Here is a 24685-nt window from a genome sequence, read left to right as displayed (position 1 = left end):
CGAGCCGTGAGCCGCAGGGTCGCGGGCCGGGCCGCGGACGGCTCGGTGCTGCGGCACGCGAAGCGCGCCCCCGACCCGGCCGAGGTGCAGCGCACGCTGCGCCTGGCGGCCAGGCTGGAGCCGTCGATCGCGCTCGGCCTGCTGGCCACCGTCCCGGCCGTCGCGAACGTGCCGGGCATCTGGACGGCGGCCTCCAACCTCCAGGCGGGCGCCGGCGGCCGGCTCGACAAGCCGGCCAACAACGCGCTCAACGACGTGATCAGGACGTCGGGCGAGAAGTGGATCGCCGAGGACCAGAAGGCGTTCGCCGCCGCGGCCACCGAGCTGCGCGCCCACCTCGACGCCTTCCGCACGAACGTGCAGTGGGCGGCCTCGCACGTGGACGGCATCGGCGACGGGTTCGCCGTGTACTGGGGCGCGGCGGCCGGGATCGCGCGCACGACGTACCTGCGGCTGCTGCGGCTGCAGGCGCTCGCGCTGGTCCCGCAGACCAGGGTGGCGGCGCGGGTCGCCATGCGCGCGACCGCCGCTCAGGCGAACGCGGCGCTGGCCGCGGCGGGCGGCCGGTTGCAGGCGTTCCTGGGCTCGACGCTGAGCGCGGTCGCCGCCTACAGCGGCGGCACGGCGGCCCTGCAGCTCAGGTTCATGCGGCCGGACGGGGCCGCGGCGATCGACTTCGGCCGCGCGGCCATCGACACGGCGAAGGCGGGCACGTTCGCCGAGCCGCCCGCGAGCGGGCTGCCCGCCGCGACCGGCACGTTCGGCTGGCGGGTCAGGACGCCGGACGGCGACATGGACCTGGACGACGTGGTACGCAACCAGCCGTAGGGGGCGGTCGGGCAACGTAAGGGGATCAGTCGGCGGAGGGGGTGAGCCGGCCAAGGGGGTCGGCCGGCGAACCCGGTCGGCCGGCGAAGGGCGGTCAACCGGCGAAGGCGGTCTGGACGAGCTTCTCGCCGGACCGCCGGTCCACGTGGATGCCCCGCCCCGGAGGCAGCTGCCGGGGCCGCACGTTGCCGAAGAGCTGCCCCTCGTCCCTGGGCCCCGACAGCAGCAGCGCGGGCGTGCTCATCTCCTTCAGCCGCCGCACCACCGGGTCCATCATGCTGCGCCCGGCGCCGCCCATGGCGCGGGCCAGCACCAGGTGCAGCCCGATGTCGCGGGCCTGGGGCAGCAGGTCGCCGAGCACGGCGAGCGGGTTGGCGGAGGTGGCGACGAGGTCGTAGTCGTCCACGATCACGTACAGGTCCTGGCCGGTCCACCAGCTGCGCGTCCTGAGCTGTTCGGAGGTCAGGTCGGGGGGCGGCAGCCGCTCCTGCATGACCTCGTGCACCCCCTTGAGCAGGGTGGTGGCGGCGGTGCTGGAGGCGGCGTAGCCGATGCGGTGCGGGGTGTCGGTGGCGTCGAGCAGCGAGCGCCGGTAGTCGACGACCACGAAGCGGGCCTGCGCGGGCGTGCGACCGTCCGCGATGCCCCGGGCGATGACCTTCAGCAGGTTGCTTTTGCCGCTCTCGGTGTCGCCGAACACCACGAAGTGCGGGTCGGCGTCGAAGTCCAGCAGGACGGGCGCGAGCGCGGCCTCGTCGATGCCGATCGGCACGCGCGTGCCGCCGGGCGGCGGCGCGGGCAGCGTGTGGGCGGGCAGCAGCGCGGGCAGCAGCCGCACCGGCGGGGCCGGATGGTCGTGCCAGGCCGCCCGCGCGGCCTCGACCAGGGCCGCGACGCCGTCGGCCAGGTCGTCCACGGTGGAGCGGCCGTCGATGCGCGGCAGCGCGGCCAGGAAGTGCAGCGACTCGCGGGTCAGGCCGCGCCCGGGGGCGCGCTCGGGCACGTTCGCGGCGGCCCTGCGGTCGATCTCGGAGTCGAACGCGTCGCCGAGCCGCAGCTCCAGCCGGGTGCCGAGCAGGTCGCGCACGCCGGTGCGGAACTCCATCCACCGGTTGGCGGTGCCGACGACGTGCACGCCGAACCCGAGCCCGCGCGTCACCAGGTCGCCGAGGTCGCCTTCGAGCTGCTCGTACTCCTGGCGCAGCACCGACCAGCCGTCCACCACCAGGAACACGTCACCCCAGCCGTCGCCCTCGTAGGCACCCGAGGCGACCATCCGCCGGTAGGTGGCCATGGAGTCGATGCCGCGCTCCACGAACAACCGCTCGCGCCGCTCCAGCACGCCCCGCACCTCGGCCACGGTCCTGCGCACCGCGTCGGCGTCGAGCCGGGCGGCCACACCACCGACGTGCGGCAGCCCGGACAGCGCCGACAGCGTGCCGCCGCCGAAGTCCAGGCAGTAGAACTGCACCTCCTTCGGGGTGTGGGTGAGCGCGAGCGAGGCGATCAGCGTGCGCAGCAGCGTGCTCTTGCCCGTCTGCGGCGCGCCGACGATCGCGACGTTGCCCGCCGCACCCGACAGGTCCAGCCAGTACGGGTCCCGCCGCTGGTCGAACGGGCTGTCCACGATCCCGGCGACGGCGTGCAACCGTCCCGGCCGCTCCTGGGCGGTGCCGGCGGCGGTGAGCCCGTGCGCGGGCGTGGCCTCGATGCGCGGCAGGAGCCGGTCGAGCGAGGCGGGCTCCTTCAGCGGCGGCAGCCAGATGCGGTGCGCCTCGGGGCCCTGCCCGGCCAGCCGCTCCACCACGATGTCGAGCAGCGTGTCCTGCCTGCCCGGGTCGTCCTGCACCGGGGGCGCCTCGACGGCGGGCGGCGCGGGCACCCGTTCCGCGCCGTACCAGACGATCTTGCCGCGGTGGCTCTTGGGGGCGGCGGGCGTGTGCTGCTGCTGCCTCGGCCGGTACGGGCCGGAGACGTAGGCGGCCTTGAACCGGGTCATGCCGGTCGTCTCGAACATCAGGTACGCGTTGCCCGGCTCGGGCGGCAGCGCGTACGCGTCCGCGACGCCCAGCACCGCCCGGCTCTCGGCGGCCGAGAACGTGCGCAGCCCGATCCGGTACGACAGGTGCGTGTCGAGGCCGCGCAGCCGCCCCGCCTCCAGCCGCTGCGAGGCCAGCAGCAGGTGCACTCCCAGCGAGCGGCCGAGCCGCCCGATCATCACGAACAGCTCGATGAACTCCGGTTTGGCCGACAGCAGCTCGCTGAACTCGTCCAGCACGATGAACAGCGTCGGCAGCGGCTCCAGCGCGGCGCCCTGCTCGCGGGCCTGCTCGTAGTCGCGCAGCGAGGCGTAGTTCCCGGCCGCGCGCAGCAGCTCCTGGCGGCGTACCAGCTCGCCGTGCAGCGCGTCGTGCATGCGGTCGACCAGCGGCAGCTCGTCCTCCAGGTTGGTGATCACCGCGGAGACGTGCGGCAGCGCGTCGAGCCCGAGGAACGTGGCACCGCCCTTGAAGTCGACCAGCACGAAGTTCAGCACCTCGGAGGAGTGCGTGATCGCCAGTGCCAGCACCAGCGTGCGCAGCAGCTCCGACTTGCCGGAGCCGGTCGCGCCCACCACCAGCCCGTGCGGGCCCATGCCGCCCTGGGCCGCCTCCTTGATGTCCAGCTCGACCGGCCGCCCGTCGGCGCCGAGCCCGATCGGCACCCGCAGCCGGTTCCTGACCGGGCGGGGCTGCCAGGTGAGCCGGGGCGAGAGCTGCCGCGGGTCGCCGAGCCTGAGCAGGTCCGTGAGCGTGGTGTTGGTGGCGAACACGTCCTGCGACTCCGCGCCGCCCGCCGCGGTCAGGGGCCGCAGGGGTGCGAGCTGCCTGGCCAGCGCGGCGAACGCGGCCGGCGCCATCCGGTCAGGACGCCCCAGTACGGTCCTGACCTCCTTGCCCAGCTCGTCCTGCGCGACCCGGACCAGCTCGCCGGGCGTCACCTCCAGCCGCAGGGTGAGCTGCGCCGGCGCCTGCGGAGTCGAGCCGCTCAGGTCGATCACGGTCACGCCCTCGATGACGTCGAGCCCGAGCTGGCTGCCCGCCGGCACGGTCCCGCCGTCCACGACCACCACGTGGTACGGCACCACGTCCGACAGCCCCTTGCTGAACCGGGGCCGGTCCTTCAGCTCGAACCCCAGCAGCTCGTCCAGCTCGCCCAGGTCCCCCACGATCAGCCGCACCGGCCCGGCCCCGTCCTCCTCCTCGGGGTGCAGGGCGTGCGGCAGCCACTTCACCGGCTCCCACTCGGCGGCGCGCTCGCCCCCGGCGCACACCGAGATCCGCAGGTCCTCCGGCGAGTGCAGCGCCGCCGCCTGGGCCAGCGCCGCCCGCACGAGATCGCGCGCCGCCGCCGGGTCGCCGGTGAGCACGATCCGCGCGAACGAGTGCAGCGCCAGCGCGACGGGCAGCCCGGGAACGGTCGCGTGCGTGCGCACGAACCGGCGCAGCGCCCCCGCCGTCATCGGGTCCAGGTCCTCGACCGGCCTGGTCTCGGGCGGGATCATCGGCAGCGCCAGCCGCTGCGCCGACGTGGCGATCCTGACCTGCGCGAAGTCGTCGTCGCGTGGCCGCCGCTCCCACAGCCGGGTGGTCATCACCAGCGACCACAGGGCGGTCGGGTCGGGGTGGCTCCACGTCATGGCGCGGTGCTGCTGCGCGGCGGCCTGCCGGACCCGCTTCCTGACCTGCTCCAGGTAGCGGTAGTAGTCGCGGCGCCGGCCGTTGAGCTCGTTCTTGCGCTCGCCGGCGTTGCGCATCATCTGGCCCACGCTCATGCCGACCATCGAGATCGCGAACAGGCCGCTGGAGACCAGCATGATCGGGTTGCCGGTGGAGCCGCCGGTGAACATCAGCGCCATCGCGCCCGCCCCGGCGATCATCGGCAGGTACGTCAGGAGCTGGGTCAGCCCGCCGCCCGTCACGGTCTCCGGGATCTCCGGCGGGGACTCCAGCAGCACCTCACCCCCGGGAGGCTCGGGCGGCCTGCGCCGCTCCGGCCTGCCCACCACGATCAGGCTCACGACCCCCATGGAAGTCGCTGACGTAGGGATATATCCGATATTTCAAATTTCCTAGACGCTTTTCGCCCGCCACACTCGAGATCCGATCCATACACTCGTCCGTTGTGAGCGCCACCGGAACCGACCTGTGCCGGGTCACCGTCGTGACCCCGCGCGGCTTCCTGGACCTGGGCCTGCCGCCGGACATCCCGCTGGGCAACCTCCTGCCGACGCTGCTGCGCATCGCGGGCGAGAGCCTGGCCGAGGCGGGCCTGGCCCACGGCGGCTGGGTGCTCCAGCGGCTGGGCGGGCCGCCGTTCGCCCCCGACGCGACGCTGTCGGAGCTGGCCGTGCACGACGGCGAGCTGCTGCACCTGCGCCCGCGCGGCCACGAGCTGCCCGAGGTCGTCTTCGACGACGTCGCCGACGCGGTGGCCACCGGCGTGCTGGAGCGCACCGGCCGCTGGCAGCCCGCCACCACCAGGACCTACGGCCTGCGGGCCGCCGCCGCCCTGCTCGTGCTGGGCGCCGCCGCCCTGCCCGCCGCCGGGCCCGCCGCCTGGTCCGCCGCCGGGCCCGCCGCCGGGCCGCCCTGGACCCCCGTCGCGCTCGTCGCCGGAGCCGTCGCCCTCGTGCTGCTGCTGGTCGCCGTGGCCCTGTCACGGGCGCTCGGCGACGCCGCCTCCGGTGCGGCCATCGGGTACGCCGCGCTGCCCTACGGCTTCCTCGCCGGCCTGACAGGGCCCGCCTCCGGCACGGCGCTCCTCGAACCGGACAACCTGCTGGCGGGCTGCGGCGTGCTGCTGATGCTCGCCACGGCCACCGGGTTCGCGGTGGCCGGCGGGCTGCCCGCCTTCCTCGGCGTGGCCGTCGCCGCGCTCGCCGGGCTGGTGGCGTCCGGGCTGGTCATGGCGTACGACCTGCACGCGGCAGGCGTGGCGTCGGTGCTGGCGGCCCTCGCCGTGGGGCTGACCACCGCCATCCCCGCGCTGTCGGTACGGCTGGCGGGCATGCCGCTGCCCGCGCTGCCCACCACGGCCGAGGAGCTGCGCCGCGAGGGCGGCGAGCTGGACGGCGAGCTCGTCCTCGACCGGACCGTGGTGGCCGACCGCTTCTGCACCGGGCTGCTCGGCGCGGTCGCGCTGATCGTGCTCGCCGCCCAGGCGCTGCTCCTGATGGAGGGCACCTGGGCGGCGCTGGCGATGAGCGGCGCGCTGACGCTGTCGCTGCTCATGCGGGCCCGGGTGTTCGAGGGGCGGGGGCAGCGGGCCTGGCTGCTGTCCGCGACGCTGCTCGGCGTCGCCCTGCCCGCCGCCGGCGCGGTCATCACGGCGGCGGACCCCACCGTGCTCTACCTGATCGTGCCCGGGCTCGTCGTGCTCGCCCTCGCCGTGGCCGGGACGGCGCTGTGGCTGGCCACCGCCCGCCCGTCCCCCTTCTGGGGCCGGGCCGGCGACATCCTCGACATCCTGCTGATGATCGCGCTGATCCCGCTCGCGCTGGCCGTGATGGACCTGTACGAGACGATTCGCGGGCTGGTGAGCTAGAGGGAGCTAGAGGGTGCGCTCGATCCTGGCCAGCTCGGCCGTCGCGCGGTCCATGGCCTCCTCGTACGCCTCCCGCGCGGCACGCAGGCGCACGTCGGCCGGGTTGTTCTCGGCGGCCAGGTCGAGCGGGCCGTCCCCGAGCACGTCGCGCAGCAGCTCCGCCGACCTGGCCTGCATGTCGGCCAGGGACTCGGCGAGCAGCAGCAGGATCGTCTGCGACAGGCGCTGCGAGCCCCAGCGCAGCGCGCGCGGGTCGATGTCCAGAGCCGTGACGCCCTGGGCCCCGCACTCGACCCGGACCAGCCTGTCCGGGTCCTGCGCGACGCCCTTGACGGCCATGATTTGCCGGTAGAGCTCGTCCAGGCCCTGCTCGTCCGGTCGCTGGGCCTCGGCGATCAGCTTGTCGATGGCGCTGTCGTCCAACATCGCCTTCACACCTCCGTTCCCGTGGCGCGGCCGGCGGCCGCGTCGAACGGTGACTGCGACCGGCTCGGCGTCGCTGCCGGGCCGAGTGGCGACTGTGACCCGCTCGGCGTCGCGGCCGCGTCGAATGGTGACTGCGACACAGTGGCCTGGCCCGTGCCCGTGGAGGCGTCCAGGGCCGTGCTTCTGAACCGGTCCGCGACCGCCGTCTGCGCCGTCATCCCGCCGGCCACCACCGCCGCGCCGCCCAGCGCGACCTTGCCGCCCGCCGACATGCTCGCCAGCCGCTGCACCACCCGGGACAGCAGCCCGGAGTTGCTCGCGATCCACGCCCTGGCCCTGGCCGCGATCTGCCCGGCCTGCTGGTCGGCGCGGCGGCCGAACCCCGTCGCCGCCACCTCCGCGGCGACCTTCGTGTACGGGTTGAACTGCGCCACCCGGTACATCACCCCCGCCGTCAGGATGCTCGCCCCGGCCAGGAAGGCGGCCTTGCCGAGCACGTCGTACACGTCGGCCGTCAGGTTCAGGATGTCGGCCGACGCCTGCGGCGAGGCGGCCTTGTTCTCGGCGTCGTCGGCGTACGCGGTCACCTCCCGCGTGGCCAGATCGGCGCTGAGCGAGGTCCACTCGACGTCCCGCTTCGCGGCCTCCACCAGCTCCGGATGCTCGCGCAGGGCCGTGGCCAGCGCCTGGTACGCCTGCGCCGCCGCCCGCTGCTGCGCCGTGTCGCCGTACAGGAGGGGCAGGATCAGCGTCGCGTAGCGGGCCCGGCCCAGGCCGAGCATCATCGCGCCGGCGGCGGCCATCGCGGAGCCCTCGATGACGGAGTACGGCTGCTCCATCATCGCGGCCTCGTCACGTTCACGGCGCCCCGCTGGTCGGCGTCCAGATAGGCGTTGGCCGAGTCGAACGCCTTGTCGTGGATGTCCGACACCTCGTCGCGCTTGGCCAGCAGGTACCGCTGCGCGGCCCGCTTCACCTCGTCGAACGCGTCCCCGAGCGAGGTGCCGAGCAGGCCGAACGCGCCGTACGCGCCGGAGGAGAGCTCCACCTGCGAGATGCCCCGCAGCATGGTCTCCAGCTCGCTCATGGGCCGGTCGGCCATCGAGCGGCCCAGCGTGCGGATCGACTCGATCTGTGCCGCGACGGCGTCCCGGGAGGTCATGCCGTCACCCCACCACCGGCGGGCCAGCCTCGATCACCGGGCGGAAGAAGTCGTCGTCGGCGCTCCGCGCGGGCGTGGCGCGGCCGGCGGGCCTGCCCTCCTGGGGTGCGGCGCCGCCGAACGGCAGGAACGGCGCTCCCGCCGTGCCGGGCGCGGCGGGCTCGGCGCCGGTCGCGGGCGGGCGGGTGGCGGGCCAGGAGCCGTCCACGACCGGGACGCTGCCGGGCCGCACGGACGGGCCGGCGCCCTGGGCGGCGCTGGCGGTGGACGGGTCGCGGAAGGGGCTGACGACCGGGCCCTGGGCCGGCTCGCCTGCCGGGCTCTTCAGGCCGGGCCGGGCCGAGGGAGTGGCCGGGGTGAGGGACGGGCGTGCGGTGGCCGGCTGCCCGGCTCCCGCGTAGGGGCCCGCAACGCCCGCCGCAGTACCAGGAACGCCGCCCGCCGTGGCGCCCCCTGGCATGTTGCCGGGAACGCTGCCCGGCGTGGCGCCGGCCTGGCCCTGGCCCGGGGTGAGGCCGCTGAGCTGCCCGGCTCCCACCGGCGCCGGCACGGTCGGCGGCTGCGCGGAGGCCGCCAGGTTGCCACCGGGTGGCTGCGCCCCAGGGGTCGCCTGGTATCCGGCCGGCTGGTAGGGCTGCGGCGCGGTGGTCGCCTGGCCGCCGGAGTGCTGCGCGAGCTGGGTCGCCGACCGTACCGGCACCGTGTCCTCGTACGGCAGATCGCCCCCGCTCACCGGCGTCACCGGCCGCTCGGCGGGCGGCAGGTACGGGGCGGGCGAGGCGAGCTGGGCGTCCCACGGCAGCCGGTCCGGCAGCGCCGTGTGCGCGTTGTGGAACGCGCCGTTGAGCCGGGTCATGAACTCCTTGGCCCTCCCGTCGCCGTTGTCGGGCGATCCCGACCCCATCGCGTAGTAGTTGTGAGGCGCGGTCTCCTGCTCGAACCGCTCCTTGGCGGAGGTCAGCGCCTGGCTGACGGTCTGCAGCGAGGGCGGGACGCGGTCCACGGCGTCGCGCAGCGCCATCAGGTACGTCTGGAGCCGGTTCATGCGGGTGAGCATGGCCTTGGCGGACTCCCCGCCCCAGTTCCCGTCGGCCACGAGGCGGGCCGCGGCGTCGCCCAGCGTGGTGATCGCCGTGGTGAGGAGCCGGGAGGTGGCCAGGTACCCGTCCGCGACGTGGCCGAACTCCTCCGGCCTGGTGCCCATGACCAGCGCCTTGATGGCGTCGCGGCCGCCGTACAGGGTGGGGTTGCCGCCTTGCAGGCAGCCGTTCTTGATGGGGGTCGGCTCGGGCACTACTCGCTCCGTGGCACGGCGCGCCGGTCGGCGTCCCGTACGGTGTCGGCGGTGGCGACCAGGTCGTCGATGACGCGCTGGACCTGCTCCGCCACGAACCCCACCGACTCCCCCGTGGCCTGCCGGGCCCGGCCCACGGTGTCGGCGTACCCCTGCGCGATGTCCCACGTGCCCGCGGCACCCTGGGGCAGGTCGGTCACCTGGTAGCGCAGCGCTTCGAGCTGCGGCAGCAGGTCCCTGGAGAGCTTGCCCGCCACGTCGTGCAGCGCCTCCGGCCTGCACCGCGCCTGGTCCTCGGCGGCGTCCGGGTCGATCAGCGGCTCGTTCACGTCGGGTCAGGTGCCCCAGCGGCGGACGTTGGCGTTCTCCGCGTCCCGCATGATCTCGGTCGCGTCGTGCAGCGCGGGCCCGAAGCGCTGCATGGTGTCGCCCATGGTGACGACGGCCTCGTTCCACTGGCGCTTGGCGTCGAGGTAGACGTCCTTGGCGGAGCCCGCCCAGGTCTCCAGGACCTTCAGGTCGGTCTCGAGGTCGGTCAGCTCGCCGACGAGGTTGGCGTACGCGCGGCCGAGCTCGGCCGCGATCTCCTCCATCTCGTCGAAGTTGGCGAGGATGATGTCCGGGTTGCCGCTCATTCTGATCTCCCCTCCGGCTCAGCGGGCGGTGCCGTCGAGCGCGGACCTGAGTGCCGCGGCGACGTCGTTCGCCTGCGTGTTCGCCTCGGTGTACTGGATGCCGGTCGCCTTCAGGTTCTCCGCGATCGTGTTGAGCGCCTGGATGACCTTCGTGAACTGCGGGGTCCACTCGGTGAGCACCTGCGTGTAGACGCGGGCGGCGTCGCCCTGCCAGGACGCGCCGAGCGTCTCCGGGATCTGCTGGAGCCGGTTGCGGATCTGCTCGATGTTGCCGACCGCGAGCTGTGCCCGTTCGGCGGCGCTGTGCTGGCTGCCCTCGGCGTAGGTGGTCGGTTGGAATGCCACGGTGCACCTCTCGGATCTCGTGAACCCGGGTTCGTGAATTGCCGGATCAACGTAAACGGGCCGCGGGGGCCGGATCTACGATTTCAACTTTCCTGTAAATGTCGGGTCCGTCCCGGCCCGCCATCCTCGCCGCCTGGCTCTGGGCAGCATCAGCGCCAGGAACACCACCAGCGCGGTGACCCCGGCCGCGCCGGCGGTGATCGCGACGGCGATGGCGCGCCCGCGCTCGTCCTGGGCCGGCGCGCGGGCCAGCACGACGGCCCCGCCCTCCCCGGCGGCGTGGCTCTCCTGCGCGGCCGGGAGCACCGACGTGACGGCCTGCAACGGGTTGACCAGCCCGGCTCCCGTGCCCGCCGCGCCGCCGCCCTCGGCGGTCCGCTCCAGCCTGCGCTTGACCTGCCAGTGGTCCAGCTCCGGGTGCCTGGCCCTGACCAGGGCGGCCACGCCCGACACGAAGGGGGTGGCGAAGCTCGTGCCGTCCAGCCCCGTACGGTAGCCGCCGCCCGTCCAGGCGCTCGTCACGCCCGCGCCGGGCGCGGTCACCGAGATGCGGGTCGCGGCGTTGGAGAACTCCGACTTCTTGCCGTCCGGCGAGGCGGCGCCGACGGCGATCACGCCGGGGTACTCGGCCGGGTAGGCGGGCGTCACGGCGCCGTCGTCCTGCTTGACGTTGCCGGCCGCGGCGACGATGACGGCGTCCTTGCCCTGCGCGTACGTCACCGCCGCCTTCAGCACGGGCGCGTCGTGCGCCTGCACCGACACGTTGATCACGTCCGCGCCGAGGTCGGCGGCCCGCCTGATGCCCTCGGCCAGCCGTGTCACGTCGCCGGACGTGCCCTCGGTCTGCTTGATCGAGACGATCTCCGCCGCCGGGGCGACGCCCAGCACGGGCACGCCGCGCGAGGTGAGGTCGCGCCCGGCGATGATGCCGGCCACCGCCGTGCCGTGGCCCACGCAGTCGCGCAGGTCCGTGCCCGTGAGGTCCACCTGCCGCGCGACGGCCCCGGCGAGCTGCGGGTGGGTGGCGTCCACGCCGCTGTCCACGACGGCGACCGTCACGCCCTCGCCCTTGGTCAGCCGCCACACCTGCTGGAAGCGCAGCCGCTCCTGCGGCCACGGCGTGCCGGTGACCTCGGCGACACCGGGCTCGGGGTCGCATGTCACCGTACGGGCGGGAGTAGGGGCCAGAGTGGTGAGCGGGGTGGTGGGCGGGGCCGGGGTGGGCGTCAAGGCCAGCAGGACAGCCGCGGCGCCATACCAGGAGAAGTGCACGGCATGAAGTCTGCCGACCATTCCGATTCGTTCGGCTTTCTTACAAATATCTTGAAATGAGGCCGTAGCCGGCATGGCGGCAGGTAGGCAAGTGTCGGCATATCCGTCGACGGGGACGCGGAGAGTGAGCATGACGGGGATTCCTACAGCCGAGGGCGGCGACGCCAGCGGCAAGCCGAGGCCCGGGCTCGGATACTCTGAGGAGTACCGGGAGACGGTGATCACGTATGTCCGCGACGTTCCCAAAGAGAAACCCAAAGACCCCACTGTCGAGGACGCGTACGCCCAGCACGTCCACGATCACCGCAACGGTTCCTACCCCGCCCCCCTCTCAGCCCCGACGCAGCAGGACGACGCACTCGCCAAGTACCAGGTGGACCCGGGCAAAGCGCAGAAGACGTTCTTCGTCAAACTGGCCGAGTACGAGGACGCGAGCGGCAGGCCACTGCCCTCCTCCCCCGTGGAGCAGCTGCGCCGGGACCTCCAGCGACTGCAGGGCGAGGGCGGGCCGAGCCTCAAGGTCCACCTCCAGCACGCCCGCCTCACCGAGGACCACCTCGGCAAGTGGCAGGCCGCCCAGGAACTGCTGGCCACCACCGAACGGACGCAGACCACGCTGGGCCTGGCCATCGAGCGCGTCTACAGCGTATACGCCGACATCGTGGAAGCCCTCGCCGCCACCGTGGAAACCGCGAAGTCAGCCGACCGGACCGCCGCGAACGGCATCAAGAGGACCTGATGACGGGCTACTGGCAGGAACCGCTCAAGGAGCAGAAGACCCCGCAGATCGACGGCACCCAGGTCCTGGACGGCGACCCGGAGACCAGCGACGGCGTCTCCGCCCTCATCCAGAGCACCAAGCCCGACGAGATCGTCGCGGCGGGCCGGCAGTACGGCGAGATCGCGCGGCTGTGCGAGGTGTCGGTGGACGCCCTGCACCGGGAGGCGGGCCGCATCGCGGAGACGCTCGGCGGCGAGTACCTCCAGCAGATCTTCGAGAAGATCGGCGAGCTGCAACGCGACCTCGCCCGCATCGCCTTCGCCGCCAAGTCGGTCAGCGGGCCGCTGGTCTGGTACGGGGATCAGGTCCTGCCCTGGTTCCACCACAACGTACCCAGGACGGGCGAGGTCACCTTCCTCGGCCTCAGCGACCTGGACGACTGGGTCGGCGACAACGTCAGGAACACCGACACCAACGCCCACGCCCTCGCCCGCCACCACCTGCAGCAGCTCAACCGGTTCATCGTGAACGTGTACGACGCCATCCCCCGTTACTTGGAGCAGCGGGCCGTGGCGCCGCGAGGCGGTCTGACCGACGTGTCGCTGCCGCAGGGGCCCGGCCTGCCGGGCGGGCTCACGGGCGGGCCCGGCGGTCTGGTCGGCGACCCGTACGCGGGCTCCGGCCTGGGCTCCCCGTACGGCGGAACGCCGGACCTCGGCGGCCCGACCGGCCTCGACCCCTCCATCCCTTCGACCCCTTCCACCCCCTCCACTCCTTCCGATCCGGACGTTCCGAACCTCCAGGATCCGTCCCTGCAGAACCCCTCCCTCCAGGACCCCTCCCTTCGGGACCCCTCCCTCCAGGACCCTTCGCTCTCGGCCCCCTCCCTGCAGAACCCCCCGAGCACCCCGTCCCTGCAGAACCCCTCCCTCAACACTCCGCAGATCCCCACCACGAACCTGTCCGGCCTCCCCCAGGCCACCCTCCCGCCCACGACCGTGCCCGCCCACCCCGTGACCGGCGGCCCCGGCATCTCGCCCGGCAGCGCGCAGGCCGCCCCGTTCACCGGCAACACCCCCGGCCCGGGGAACGCCGGAGCCATGGGGCCGAACGGCATGCCGATGGGCGGCATGTACCCGCCGGGCACCGGGGCCGCCGGGCAGGAGCGCGAGCGGGAGCGGGTCAAGCTGCCACTGGTCGAGTACGACGCGTTCGCGAGCGATGACCTGGGCGGCGAGTCCGTGATCGCATGACCGTGACCACCGAGCGGGTCCGCGGCTACGAGCTGCTGGAACAGATCGGCCAGGACGGCCCCTGGGCCGTGCACCGCGCCCGCCGCACGTCCGCCGGCGGCGGGGAGGTGCTGCTCAAGACCCTCACGTGCCGCCGCGTGGACAAGCGCGCCCTCAAGCGGATCATGCGCGGCCTCGCCTTCCCCGAGGAACTGGCCGCGCACCCGGGCGTGATCCCGGTGCTGGAGGTGGGCGCGACCGGGGACGGGCGCCCGTACCTGGTGACACCGCCGCACGAGGGCCTCACCCTGGCCGAACGCCCGGGACGCGGCCGGCCCATGCCTCTGGAGCAGGCGACCGGGCTGCTGCGGGCGGTGGCGCGGGTCGTCGCGGCCACGCACGCGGTGGGCGGGGCGCACGGGCGCGTCAAGCCCGAGAACGTCGTCATGACGGCCGGCGGAGTGGTGCTGACCGGGTTCGCCATGTCGGCGCTGATGTCCATCGTCGAGCTGCCCGACGGGACACCGCCCTCGGTGCACGCCTCCCCCGAGGAGCTGGAGGGACACCCGCCGGTGCCGGCCTCGGACGTGTACGCGCTGGGGTCGATGGCGTACGAACTGCTCGCGGGACGACCCGCGTTCCCCCTGGACGGGCCGGGCAGCACGGCCCGGTTCGTGCTCGGGGTCCTGACCGAGACCCCGCCGCCGCTCCCCTCCTCGGTGCCACCGGACCTGGCCCGCGTCCTGTCCAAGGCCATGTCCAAGAACCCGGCCGCCCGCCCCACCGCCGACGAGCTGGCCGCCGCCGCCCGCACGTCCACGCGCGGCCCGGACGTGAGCGGCCCCCGCCTCTCCCCAGCCGGAACGACCGCCGCCCACCTCCCACCCACCGACATCAGCCACCCCTCAACACCCCTGCCTCCGACCGGCAGACCCGCACCACAGCTCGCGACCGCTGGGCCCGAGCCGCGGCTTCCCGCCGCTGGGCCCGCACCACAGGAGGGGTCCGGGGCGCGTGAGCTGGTGTGGACCGTGGACCCGGACCGATCCCAGGTCAGGCCCCCGGCGGGCCCCCGCCCGTTCCTCCCGCCCGCCCCCGAGGCCGCCCCTCACCCCGCGGCACCGCAGCAGGCCGCCAAGAAGGGCAGCAAGGTGCCACTGCTCGTGGCAGGCGTGTCGGCGCTGGCCGTGCTCGTGGGCGTGGGCAGCGTGGCCCTGGCGATGCGCGGCGCCGTCAACACCACGACCACCGCCCAGAACCAGGCCGCCGACACCCAGCCCGGCGACGGCGCGGCCAATACGACCGGCGACCAGGGCGGCGACGGTGCGACCGACGGGACCGGCCACCGGACCGGCGACGGCGCGGCCGACACGACGGGTGACCAGGCCGACACGCCGACCGGTGCACCGACCGCGGCCGATCAGAACCCGCAGCCATCCGTCGCCCCCACCGCATCCGCTGACCCCACCGCGTCCTCGGGCGTCACTACGTCACCCGGCTCCGCGACCTCCCCACCGACCGCCACCCTCCGCGCCACGAACCCGGCGACGGTGGCCGCGTACCGCCCGAAAAGTCTCAAGCTGGTGTCCGACAACGGGGCCACGGTGACGCTGTCCTGGAAGGCCGTCCGCAAGAACGACTACCCCACGATCATCCAGCAGTCCCCCGGCGACCGCCTGATGACGGCGCCGAGCGGCAGCACCACCTACACGGTCGGCGGCCTGGACGCGGCCAGCGGCTACTGCTTCAAGGTCGGCACCGTGGTCACCCTGGGCCAGCCGTCCTCGGTGGCGTGGTCGTCCGCCCTGTGCATCAGGGGAGCGGCGGAGACGGGCCAGGACGACGAGGTGCAGCCCCCGATCGTGCTCCCCCTGGCCACCCCGCCGACCGCGCCACCGGAGCAGGGCTAGTCACCGGAGCCGCCGGAGCCAGGCTGGCTACCGGAGCCACCGGAGCAGGGCTGCTCACCGGAGCAGGGACAGCGGCGACAACCTCCGTACCAGCCGGCGCGCCACCGGCACCCGCCGCCTGACCAGCGCGTCCACGGCGGCGTGCTGCCGCCAGGCGAGGTCCGCATCCGCCTGGTCGACGGGTGCGGCGCCGAACGTGGTGAGGTTCGCGAGGTCGGCGAGCAGCGTCAGCGGCTCCCGCGCCTCGGGCCCCAGCTCCGCCTCCGCCCGGGACGCCACCTCCCGCGCGGTCAACGCCCCGGACGACACCGGAACCCCCGCCCCGCGCAGCCGCGCCACGGTCTGCCGCCACGCCCCGGCCACGCGCGCGCCGGGCGACGCGGCCCGCCGCGCCCGCACCCGCCTGACCGCCGGCACCACTCCGACCGCGACCAGGTAGAACACCACCAGAGCAGCGGGCACGACCAGCCAGAGAAACATCGACCCCCCGGAGCCGGGCCGCGGCTGAGGGGTCGGGGTGGACCGGCCGGTGGGCGTCTTGGCGGGCTTGGGCTCGGAGGAGTCGCTGTTGATCGCCTGCTCGATCTCCCTGGCCTGCTTGGGTGCCCCCTCGGCCACGTCACCACCCTCACCGGCCCGCGTACGGGACGGCGTCGGATAGAACGGCACCCACCCGATCCCGTCGAACGCGACCTCAGCCCACGCCAGCACATCCCCACCCCGCACCTGCCGCACCCCACCGTCGGCCCCAGCACCGGCAGCCCCATCGGCCACCGCGCCAGCAGCACCGCCAGCCGGAGCGCCGGCCGCACCACCAGCGGCAGCGCCAGCCGGACCACCGGCATCATCACCAGCGGCGCCACCAGCCGCACCACCGCCGGCACCGCCAGCCGCACCACCGGCCGGACCGTCGGCGGGCCCGTCGGCCGCCCCGATGGTCGCGCCGCTGATCGCAGCCCCGGTCGGTCCCTTGGGTGCGGCGGCGACCGGGCCGCCGGGGCGGAAGCCGACGACGATGCGGGTCGGCAGGCCGATCGAGCGGGCCAGCAGCGCGAACGACGCCGCGAACTGCTCGGTCGTTCCCCGCTTCGACTCCGTCAGGAAGAACTCGATGCTGCGGTACCCGTGCCCGGGCGGCGCGTTGACGTCGTTCACGGCGAGCTTGCGCAGGTACGCGGCCAGCCGGGCGGCCTGCTGCGCCGGGTTGCGCGCCCCGGCCGTGGCGCGGCGGGCGAGGTCGCGCAGGCGGGCACGCTGCGGCGGCGTACGCCCGTCGGGCCCGTCGGGCAGCCGCAGCGCGGCGGGGTCGGCGGCGGGGGTCGCGTCGCGCAGCTCCTCGGCCGTGTACCGGCGGATCCCCGACGTCACCTGGTACGTCATCCCTTCGCGCGCCCGCGTGCCGGCCAGCGCGCCCGTGGCCGGATCGACGACGAGTCCGGGCCCGGTCGCCCGCACCGGCCGGTCGGCGGCGGGCAGCCACGGCCCGGGCAGCTTCTGCAGGGTGAACCGCTGCTCGACGATGTCCCGCCGCTCATCGGCGCCTCTCTGTGCCGTGTCCTGCTGTCCGGGGGTGTCACGCTCCCCCGCCGCTTCAGGCACCCGGCCGCCCGTAGGCACGAATCCGGCGCTCGACGTCCAGCTCACCCCGTCGAACGTGTCGAGGACGGCCAGCCGCAGGTTCGCCTCCGACGTGGTGCTGACCGTGAACAGCTCGCGTTGCGGGTTCTGCAGCCAGGCCGACACCTGGTCGAGCGCGCTCACGCCGCTCATCGGGCGTGGCGGCGGCTGCTCCACCAGCTCGCGCACATCGTACGGACGCCCGGCCACGGGCAGCACCGGCCCTGCGAGCACACCCACGAGCACCAGCACGCCGAGCATCGGCACCCCGGCCGCGAGCGATCCGAGCGACCGGCCCGACCTCACCAGCGCCAGCAGCAGCACCAGCCCGGCGAACACCGCCGCGTACGGCACCGCGCTGCCCGCCCCAGCGACGCCGAACACGATCGCGACGGCCAGCACGGGCAGCGCGGCGAGCGCGGGCAGCAGGACGGCCCTCGACCGGAGCGCCAGCTCCGCCCCTGCCGTGGTGGCGGCCCAGACCAGGAAGCTGACCAGCACGACGGCCGTGCTGTCCGGGGCGGCGGGCAGGATCGTGGTCAGCAGCTGCCCGCCCGCGTCCCGCACGCCGACCAGCGCGGCCCGCACGGCGGCCGGGCTCGGCACGAACCCCAGCCACGCCTCCGCCCTGAACAGCGTCGCCGACACCGCCGTCAACCACGCCAGCACACTGACGGGGATCACTCCCCAGAGCGGCACCCTCCCGGCGAGCAGCAACGCCACCACCCCGGGCCCTCCGGCGGCCACCGCCACGACCGGCCACAGCGCCTCCAGGGCGAACACCCCGTCGAACGCGAGCCCGGCCGCCGCCCCCAGCAACACCACGACCCCAACGGCCACCAACCGCCGCACGGGCGACTCGACCGGAAGCACGGACGGCACCTCGCCCCCCGACCGCTCCCTCGGCCCGCCACGCCCGGACCCGCCGCTTGGGGACGCGGCGCCTTGAGACGCGGCGCTGCTGGACGCGACGCCCCCGGACGTGGCGCCATGGGGTGCGACGCCTCCGGACGCCGCCTCCCCGGCCGCGCCCCGAACCGTTCCGGCGAAGGAGCCCGCACCCGGCGCTGCCGCTGGCGCCGAGCCGGCGGCGGCCGAGTGCGCGTTGGGCGGGCCGGTGAGCGGCGAGCCGTCGGAGGCGAAGCTGAAGGGGCCTGAGCCGGCGTGCCGTGCTCCGGCGAGCGGCGAGCCGCCCAGCGACGCGGCACCGCCCGACGGACCGCCGATGGGCGGCCCGGCAGGGTGCGGGCCGGCAAGGTGCGGGCCGGCGGGGGAGGCGGCGGAGGGCGCACCCGAAGAGGGCGGGCCGACAGGCTGCGGGCCGGCGGGGGGTGGGGTCAGTGTGGCCATGATGCCGCCAGGTCGGCCAGATCTCCCACCTCGACCACCGTCACCCCCGCCGCCCGCGGCACCGGCCCCTCCCCCGCGTCCCCCACCCGTACGAACACCACCTGGTCGAAGCGTCGCCGCACCGCGGCCGCGTCGGCCAGGGCCGTGAAGGAGCCGCTGACGAGCACGAGCGCCCCACCGCCGCGCACCCGGCGCAACGCGTGCAGGGGTGGTTCGGCGGTGGCGGAGCGGTCCACGGTGGCGAGCCGGTCGAGGACGTCCTCGTCCTCTCCTGGGCCTCCGGTGGCGTGGGCGATCTCGCCCTCCCCGGTGAGGACCCGCACGGGGAAGCGGTCGCGGGTGACGGCGCAGGCGGCGGAGGCCACGACGTCCACGGCGAGCTCGAACTCGTCGTCCCCTTCGTAGGACGACGGCCGGGTGTCGAGGACGGTGACGGTGTCGGGGAGGTTGACGTCGGTGAGCTCCTTCACCATGAGGACGCCGGTCCGCGCGGTCGAACGCCAGTGCACGTGCCGGAGTTCGTCGCCGATGACGTATTCGCGCAGCCCGTTGAAGCTGCTGGCCCCGGCGGGCGCGGAGCGGGAGGCGAGGCCGTCGAGGTGGCGGCGGCGGCCGGAGTGGAGCGGGGTGAGGGGGACGGTGCGGGGCCGTACGAGGAGGAGGTCGGTGCGGCCGTAGGCGAGGGAGCGCCGGGCGAGCCCGAACGGGTCGGCGCGGTCGAGCAGCAGCGGCCCCACGGGGGTGGGGCCGCGGCGGCGGGTGGGCAGCCGGTAGGAGACGGTGCGCGCGGTGTGCCGGGCGAGCGCGGGCACGTCGACGGTGACGGTGGTGTCGCGGCAGGTGTCGCGGGCGACGAGGCCGGAGTGCCGCCACCGGCCGGTGTTGCGTACGTGGAGAATGGCCACGGCGGGCTCGCCGCGGGTCACCTTCATGGGCGTGACCTCGCGCCGCACCTCCAGTCGGGCGCCGCGCAGCGTCCACAGCGCGCCGGCGCCGACGGCGGCGAGCCCGGCGGCGGCGAGGACCGCCGACTGGGTGTATCCGAACGGCGCGCCGGCGGCGTAGACGAGCACCGAGGCGACCGCGAGCCCCCACCCGGACCTGGTGATCATTCGCACTCCCAGAGCGGGGCCGCCGGGAAGCCCCCCTTCGGGGTGGCCATCATGACGTCGTTGATCCAGCCGTTGCCGTACTGGGTCTCGACCTTGTTCCACACGTCGCTGCTCTGGCCGTTGTAGGTGTCGGTGTAGGCGGCGCCCTTCTGCTGGCAGAGCACGGTCACGGTGATGTACTGGCCCTGCGGGATCTTGCCCGCCTCCCCGCCGGGGCCGGGGCCCGGGCGGATGATGGTGTTGGTGTCGTTGTTGTTGGCGTTCTGGAACTGGGCGGGCGGCGGGCGCAGGTCGGCGGTGGCCTCGGCGCGGTCCTGGCTCTCGCCGGCCTCGTTCTTGGCGCGCAGCGTCCACGTGTACGACTGGCCGTTCTTGAGCCCGGTCACCTCGGCGCTGGTGCCGTCCGGCTGGGCCGGGTGGGTGCCGGGGCCTTCGAGGAGGTACGTGACGCCGTTCTGGGCGTTGTCCGGGGCGGACCAGGTCAGGTCGGCGCCGTGGTTCTTGCCCTTGGCGGTGAAGCTCGCGGGCCGGCCGGGGGCGACGCAGGGGCGGACGGGGATGGTGGAGGCGGAGGGCACCTCGCCGCCGTCGTACTGGGCGGCGACCTGGAACGTGTACTCCTGCCCGCAGCTCCCGCCGGTGACCTTGAACTGGTAGGGGCCGTCGCGGTCGACGCGGGACGGGGTGACGTCGGCCCCGCCCGGCGCGCCCTTGAGCGTGTAGCCGGTGACGCCCTCGCTCTGCCCCGACGGGGTGAAGACGATCTCCATGTAGCCGGGTCCGGACTTGGCGGTGACGGACGCGGGCGGCTCGGGTTTCGGAGGCGTCGGGGTGGGGGTGGGGGTTTCCGAGCGCGTGGGCGTCGGTGTCGGTGTGGGGGTGGGCGTGGGGGTGGCGGTGACGGTCACCGTCGGCCTCGGGGTCCTGGTCCGCGTCGGTACGGACGTCGGCGTCCCCGTGGGCTGCCTGCCCTTGGTCGGCACGATCGTCGGCTGCACCACGGTCGGCGTGTAGGTCGGGATCGGCAGCGGCGTCGGCGAGTCCTTCTGGCCCACCGCCTCGTCGTACTTGCCGACCCGGTGCCCCCTGCCGTCCTGCTCGATGACCAGGGCGGTCTCGCTGAACTGGTCGTTGACCCAGAGCAGCCCGTCCTTGACGAACACCTCCAGCGGCCCGGCCTTGCCGGTGACGACCTTGTCGGCCTCGAACTGCTTGGCCACCGTGTCGTACACGATGAGCTTGCCCGTGCTCTCGTCGGCGATGTAGACGCGCCGCCCGAGCGCCTGCGGCGCGCCGAGCTTGCCGCCCTTCACCGACACGGTGGTCAGCGCGCCGGTGCCGGTGTCGACGAGGACGAGCGCGTGCTGCTTGGGCGCCAGCATCGGCACCACCTGGCTCTCGGCGACGGCGGGGACGAGCAGGCCGGCGCGGCCGGCGTCCGTCACCGTGCTCGGCAGGCTGACCTGGAGGCGGGTGCCGGTGGAGCCGATGACGAGGGCGGAGGCGGCGGCGGAGTTGGTGACGAGGGGGACGCCGCTCGCCATCGTCAGCGTGAGCGGGTCGCCCGGCTCGCCGACCGTGACGGCCTTGCCCTGCTGGGCGCCGTTGACCTGGACGAGCGTACCCTCCTCGGGCACCGGCACCCACAGCGTGCCGTTCTTGTCGATGCCGGGGGCGCCGAGCGGTGGCTTCAGCGCGATCGGCGCGCCGATGGTGTCCACGGTGAGCGGGTCGAGCTGCTGCACGGTGCCGGCGCGCGGGTCGATCCCGTACGCCTTGCCGGCCCCCATCACGATCTGCATGCCGCCGGCGCCGAGCGAGCCCGTCTGGGCGACCTCCAGCTGGGTGGGGTCGATGCGGCTGACCTTGCCGGTGGACTCGTCCATGACCAGCACGGTGTCGCCGTCCTGGACGACCTTGAGCTCCTGCCCGCCGGCGGAGGCCAGGTCCACCCGGGCGTCCACCTGGCCGGACAGGCCGTTGGCGTGCACGACCTCGCCGTTGAGGGCGCTGGCCAGCCAGGCGCCGACGTCGGAGAGCTTGGGGCGGGCGCTGGAGACGCCCGTGCCCAGGAACAGCCCGACTCCCACCAGCGCGGCGACCAGCACCCCCGCGACGATCCCCGCCGCCCGCCGTGCCGCCGCGCTCCGCCACCGAAGGGCCACCGATTCACATCCCCGGAAAATGCGTGCGCATACGTGTCCGCGGACGACATTAGGGCGCGCTGCGGTGGTCCAGGCCGTTCTTCAAAAAACCGCGAAATGTCCGGCTCAGGGGGCGTGCCGGTGCCGCTCTTCGAGAGCCTGGAGCTGCTCGTCCATGGACGCCTCGAACGCCTCCATCAGGCCGGCGAACCGCTCGTCGTCGAGGTCGTCCTGCCGGGCGCCGGGGCCCGCCATGATGGCGTCCACCTGGTGGGCGGCGTCGTCGTGCGCCTCCTGGGCGGCCCGCAGCACGGCCTCGGCCAGCTTCTGCGCGTCCAGGCGCAGGGCGCGCGGCGCGAGCGTGACGTCCATGAGCCGCCCGGACGCGGCGGCCGTCACGCGCACCTGCCCGTCGGCGGCCTCGCCGCGGCCGACGACGACGTCGATCTCACCCTTGAGCCGCTCGACGTGGACCAGCATCTCCTCGGCCCGCGCCGTGATCCGTTCCAGGTCCTCGGGGTAGAAGTCGCTCACCGAACCTCCTGTCGCTGTTGCCGGGAGCGTACGGGTTGATGCTGTCATTTCGGAAAAATTCGAAGCATGCGGCTATGGGGCGACGGCCAGCAGGGCGAAGCGGCGGGCGGTGGCCCTGAAGGGGCGGCCGCGGGTCAGGTCGTCGTGGACCGCGCGCAGCCGGTCCTCGTACGTGGCCGGCTCGAAGCCCGGCACCTGCCACGCCACGGCCCGCAGGAACAGGACGAGCGCGCCCACGTCGTGGAAGACGGTGGTGTAGGTCGCCTCCTCGCTCCACACGATCTCCAGGCCGAGGTCGGCGGTCGCGCGGGCGAGGTCCCAGTCGCGGTGCGGGTGCGGGGGGCCGCCGAGGGCGGTGTTGATCTCCTCCAGATCGCCGCCCGACACCTGCTGCGTGAGGTACGTGCCGCCTGGGGCGAGCAGGCGGCGCAGCTCGGCCGGGTCGTAGGACGCGTGGCGGTTGAGGACGAGGTCGAAGGAGGCGCCGGGGAAGGCGCGCGTGTCGGCGGCGACCTCGACACCCAGGGGCTCCAGGCGGGCGCGGGCGATCGGCAGGTTCGGCGGGTGGCCCTCGGTGGCCGCCGTGCGCGGGGGCAGCGGGGCCAGGGACGACAGCAGCTCGCCGCCGCCCGTGCCCAGGTCGAGGAGGGCGGCGGCGGTGCGCAGGCGCTCGCGGGCCAGGCGCTCGTAGTCCCAGGGCAGCGTGCCGTCGTAGGTGACGCGACCGCGCAGGTGGGAGAAGTCCCAGCCCTCGAACGGGGTGGCCCACGCCTCGGCGATCAGGTGCTCGAAGTCCATGCCAGTGATCATTCAGGACGGGGGCGGTGGCCCGCATCGCAATAAACCCGTCGGCGCCGTCCGTCCCGTCCTCGCCGCCTTCCGGCCGCACCACGGATGACTCCTGTCATGCGGAGTGGGTGACACCCGCGACTGCCCCGGAGCGCCCCCGGCCGAGGATGCTGGCGGCATGAAGAGACGAGTGTCCGAAAAGAGCGCCTCTCGCCGCCGCGCGTTCGCCGCGCTGGCGCTCGCCGCCCTGCTCGCCCCCCTGCTCGGAGGCGTGTCGCCCGCGCAGGCCGGCACCCCATCCTTAGGAGGCCGGGCGGCCGGCGCGGGTGACGGGCTCGACCGGCGCGCCCTGCGGCAGGCGCTGGACGCCGTGCACGAGGCCGGCATGTACGGCATCTACTCCGAGGTACGCGCCGGCTCCCAGAGCTGGCAGGGCGCCTCCGGCGTCGCGGACGTCGCCACAGGCCGCCCCGTCAAGCCCGGCATGCTGCACCGGGTCGGCAGCATCACCAAGACGTTCACCTCGGTGGCCGTGCTTCAGCAGGTCGCCCGCGGCGCCGTCGAGCTGGACGCCCCGATCGGCCGCTACCTGCCGGACGTGGTGCCGGGCGAGCGCGGCCAGAAGATCACCGTACGGATGTTGCTCAACCACACGAGCCACATCGCCGACCACGTGCTGCCGGCGTTCCCGTCGCTGGCGCAGCTGTCGCCGCAGAGCATCGACGACAACCGCTTCCGCGTCTTCACCCGCGAGGAGCTGGTCCGGCTCGGCCTCGGCGCCGCCCCCACGGGTGAGCCGGGCGCCACGCCGGGCGTCTACTCCAACACGAACTACCTGATCGCCGGCCTGCTCCTGGAGAGGGTGACGGGCACGAACGCGGAGGAGTACATCACCCGCAACGTCATCCGCAGGGCGGGGCTGCGGCACACGTCGTTCCCGCGCACGCCGCACGTCCCCGGCCCGCACTCCAAGGCGTACGAGTCGTTGTACGGCTCCATCGACCCGCCCCGCGACTACAGCGTCTACAGCCCGACGTGGATCACGACGGCGGGCTCGATCGTCTCCACGGTGGACGACCTCAACCGCTTCTACCGGGCGCTGCTGCGCGGCGAGCTGATCGGCCCGGCCGAGCTGGCCGAGATGAAGAGGACGGTGCCGGTGCTGGCGGGCGGCGTGCTGAACTACGGCCTCGGCCTCTACTCCTTCGACCTGCCCTGCGGCCGGTTCTGGGGGCACAGCGGCAGCGTCTTCGGCATGGGCACCGACTCGATGACCAGCGAGGACGGCACCCGCCAGGTCTCCATGGGCGTCAACCGCGCCAAGTACCAGTCCCTCGACGAGAACGGCGCCATCGTGCCGCACCCGATCGACTACGCCGGCGGCGCGTACTTCCTGCTGGCGGCCTGCGGCGAGAGCGGCGCAGCGACGGCCGACGCCAGGGCGGCGCTGCCGCCGTACGTCCCGTTCGCCGTGGACCGGGTGCCGGTGCGGCGCTGAGGTGTGGCCCTGATCACCTCCGGTGTGTGGATTCCTGCACAGATGATCGCTCGAGGTCTCCGTAATGTCCCTGCTGCCGGAACGAACCCCGGCAGCACCGACATGGGGGAGGAAACCCGATCATGCGTAAGACCCTCGCGATCGCCGCTCTGGCCGGCTCGATGGCCGTCACCGGCCTGGCGCTCAGCCCGGCCGCTGCCCAGGCCGCCACGCCCGCCACCACGACCACT

Annotated in this window: 20 protein-coding genes; 6 read left to right on the top strand and 14 right to left on the bottom strand. The window is 74.3% G+C overall.

The annotated features are described in order from the left end of the window. Positions 1-6 precede the first annotated feature (6 nt). Positions 7-828, top strand: coding sequence for a hypothetical protein (locus tag HCN51_RS41275; protein WP_168017480.1), 822 nt, complete (start codon positions 7-9; stop codon positions 826-828). Between the two features lie 94 nt (positions 829-922). Here the strand turns inward: HCN51_RS41275 and eccCa are convergent, their stop codons facing one another. Continuing rightward, positions 923-4888, bottom strand: a complete 3966-nt coding sequence (gene eccCa / locus HCN51_RS41270; RefSeq protein WP_346433980.1) for a type VII secretion protein EccCa — start codon at positions 4886-4888, stop codon at positions 923-925. 104 nt (positions 4889-4992) lie between these two features. On the opposite strand from eccCa, the gene eccD reads away from it, so the two are divergent. Next, entirely contained in the window at positions 4993-6414 is a 1422-nt protein-coding gene (gene eccD, locus HCN51_RS41265) for a type VII secretion integral membrane protein EccD (RefSeq protein ID WP_168017478.1), read from the top strand. Between the two features lie 6 nt (positions 6415-6420). Here eccD and HCN51_RS41260 read toward each other — a convergent pair whose 3' ends face one another. The 8 genes from HCN51_RS41260 to mycP form a co-directional block, all read right to left on the bottom strand. Beyond that, positions 6421-6840: a hypothetical protein gene (locus HCN51_RS41260; protein ID WP_168017477.1), complete on the bottom strand. Its 420-nt coding sequence runs from the start codon at positions 6838-6840 to the stop codon at positions 6421-6423. A 5-nt stretch (positions 6841-6845) separates the two neighbouring features. Beyond that, positions 6846-7682, bottom strand: coding sequence for a hypothetical protein (locus HCN51_RS41255; protein ID WP_168017476.1), 837 nt, complete (start codon positions 7680-7682; stop codon positions 6846-6848). Continuing rightward, positions 7679-8002, bottom strand: a complete 324-nt coding sequence (locus HCN51_RS41250) for a hypothetical protein (protein ID WP_168017475.1) — start codon at positions 8000-8002, stop codon at positions 7679-7681. Before HCN51_RS41250 ends, HCN51_RS41255 begins: the two co-directional genes overlap by 4 nt. A gap of 4 nt (positions 8003-8006) precedes the next feature. Then, entirely contained in the window at positions 8007-9296 is a 1290-nt protein-coding gene (locus tag HCN51_RS41245) for a WXG100 family type VII secretion target (RefSeq protein WP_168017474.1), read from the bottom strand. Beyond that, complete coding sequence (locus HCN51_RS41240) at positions 9296-9625, bottom strand: hypothetical protein (RefSeq protein WP_168017473.1); 330 nt, start codon at positions 9623-9625, stop codon at positions 9296-9298. The genes HCN51_RS41245 and HCN51_RS41240 overlap by 1 nt, the downstream gene beginning before the upstream one ends. Positions 9626-9631: 6 nt before the next feature. Further along, the gene (locus HCN51_RS41235; protein ID WP_168017472.1) at positions 9632-9931 is read right to left on the bottom strand and encodes a WXG100 family type VII secretion target; all 300 of its coding nucleotides are present in this window, start codon (positions 9929-9931) and stop codon (positions 9632-9634) included. Between the two features lie 18 nt (positions 9932-9949). Continuing rightward, entirely contained in the window at positions 9950-10276 is a 327-nt protein-coding gene (locus HCN51_RS41230) for a WXG100 family type VII secretion target (protein WP_168017471.1), read from the bottom strand. Positions 10277-10351: 75 nt separating this feature from the next. Next, complete coding sequence (gene mycP / locus HCN51_RS41225; protein ID WP_168017470.1) at positions 10352-11548, bottom strand: type VII secretion-associated serine protease mycosin; 1197 nt, start codon at positions 11546-11548, stop codon at positions 10352-10354. 130 nt (positions 11549-11678) lie between these two features. On the opposite strand from mycP, the gene HCN51_RS41220 reads away from it, so the two are divergent. The 3 genes from HCN51_RS41220 to HCN51_RS41210 are packed head-to-tail and all read left to right on the top strand — an operon-like array spanning position 11679 to position 15411. Continuing rightward, positions 11679-12287, top strand: a complete 609-nt coding sequence (locus HCN51_RS41220) for a hypothetical protein (RefSeq protein ID WP_168017469.1) — start codon at positions 11679-11681, stop codon at positions 12285-12287. After that, positions 12287-13522, top strand: a complete 1236-nt coding sequence (locus HCN51_RS41215; RefSeq protein ID WP_168017468.1) for a hypothetical protein — start codon at positions 12287-12289, stop codon at positions 13520-13522. Before HCN51_RS41220 ends, HCN51_RS41215 begins: the two co-directional genes overlap by 1 nt. Further along, positions 13519-15411, top strand: a complete 1893-nt coding sequence (locus HCN51_RS41210; RefSeq protein WP_168017467.1) for a serine/threonine protein kinase — start codon at positions 13519-13521, stop codon at positions 15409-15411. The genes HCN51_RS41215 and HCN51_RS41210 overlap by 4 nt, the downstream gene beginning before the upstream one ends. 54 nt (positions 15412-15465) lie before the next feature. Here HCN51_RS41210 and HCN51_RS61750 read toward each other — a convergent pair whose 3' ends face one another. The 5 genes from HCN51_RS61750 to HCN51_RS41185 form a co-directional block, all read right to left on the bottom strand. Next, positions 15466-17901: a transglutaminaseTgpA domain-containing protein gene (locus HCN51_RS61750; protein ID WP_168017466.1), complete on the bottom strand. Its 2436-nt coding sequence runs from the start codon at positions 17899-17901 to the stop codon at positions 15466-15468. Between the two features lie 464 nt (positions 17902-18365). Continuing rightward, entirely contained in the window at positions 18366-19490 is a 1125-nt protein-coding gene (locus HCN51_RS41200) for a DUF58 domain-containing protein (RefSeq protein WP_168017465.1), read from the bottom strand. After that, positions 19487-21655, bottom strand: a complete 2169-nt coding sequence (locus HCN51_RS41195; protein ID WP_168017464.1) for a hypothetical protein — start codon at positions 21653-21655, stop codon at positions 19487-19489. The genes HCN51_RS41200 and HCN51_RS41195 overlap by 4 nt, the downstream gene beginning before the upstream one ends. Before the next feature lie 105 nt (positions 21656-21760). Next, on the bottom strand, positions 21761-22168 hold the full coding sequence (locus tag HCN51_RS41190) for a YbaB/EbfC family nucleoid-associated protein (RefSeq protein ID WP_168017463.1): 408 nt from the start codon (positions 22166-22168) through the stop codon (positions 21761-21763). Between the two features lie 72 nt (positions 22169-22240). Beyond that, positions 22241-22966: a class I SAM-dependent methyltransferase gene (locus HCN51_RS41185; RefSeq protein WP_168017462.1), complete on the bottom strand. Its 726-nt coding sequence runs from the start codon at positions 22964-22966 to the stop codon at positions 22241-22243. 169 nt (positions 22967-23135) lie between these two features. On the opposite strand from HCN51_RS41185, the gene HCN51_RS41180 reads away from it, so the two are divergent. After that, on the top strand, positions 23136-24455 hold the full coding sequence (locus HCN51_RS41180) for a serine hydrolase domain-containing protein (RefSeq protein ID WP_168017461.1): 1320 nt from the start codon (positions 23136-23138) through the stop codon (positions 24453-24455). Positions 24456-24685: the final 230 nt, after the last annotated feature.

It is taken from the genome of Nonomuraea composti, assembly GCF_012034275.1.
GTDB classification, from domain to species: domain Bacteria; phylum Actinomycetota; class Actinomycetes; order Streptosporangiales; family Streptosporangiaceae; genus Nonomuraea; species Nonomuraea composti.
This window is presented reverse-complemented; position numbering and strand designations above follow the sequence as displayed.

Bases quoted from the DNA above. Each gene is read 5' to 3' on its own strand.
- HCN51_RS41260 (WP_168017477.1), bottom strand. From the start codon at position 6,840: ATGTTGGACGACAGCGCCATCGACAAGCTGATCGCCGAGGCCCAGCGA.
- HCN51_RS41255 (WP_168017476.1), bottom strand. From the start codon at position 7,682: ATGATGGAGCAGCCGTACTCCGTCATCGAGGGCTCCGCGATGGCCGCC.
- HCN51_RS41250 (WP_168017475.1), bottom strand. From the start codon at position 8,002: ATGACCTCCCGGGACGCCGTCGCGGCACAGATCGAGTCGATCCGCACG.
- HCN51_RS41235 (WP_168017472.1), bottom strand. From the start codon at position 9,931: ATGAGCGGCAACCCGGACATCATCCTCGCCAACTTCGACGAGATGGAG.
- HCN51_RS41220 (WP_168017469.1), top strand. From the start codon at position 11,679: ATGACGGGGATTCCTACAGCCGAGGGCGGCGACGCCAGCGGCAAGCCG.
- HCN51_RS41215 (WP_168017468.1), top strand. From the start codon at position 12,287: ATGACGGGCTACTGGCAGGAACCGCTCAAGGAGCAGAAGACCCCGCAG.
- HCN51_RS41210 (WP_168017467.1), top strand. From the start codon at position 13,519: ATGACCGTGACCACCGAGCGGGTCCGCGGCTACGAGCTGCTGGAACAG.
- HCN51_RS41200 (WP_168017465.1), bottom strand. From the start codon at position 19,490: ATGATCACCAGGTCCGGGTGGGGGCTCGCGGTCGCCTCGGTGCTCGTC.
- HCN51_RS41185 (WP_168017462.1), bottom strand. From the start codon at position 22,966: ATGGACTTCGAGCACCTGATCGCCGAGGCGTGGGCCACCCCGTTCGAG.
- HCN51_RS41180 (WP_168017461.1), top strand. From the start codon at position 23,136: ATGAAGAGACGAGTGTCCGAAAAGAGCGCCTCTCGCCGCCGCGCGTTC.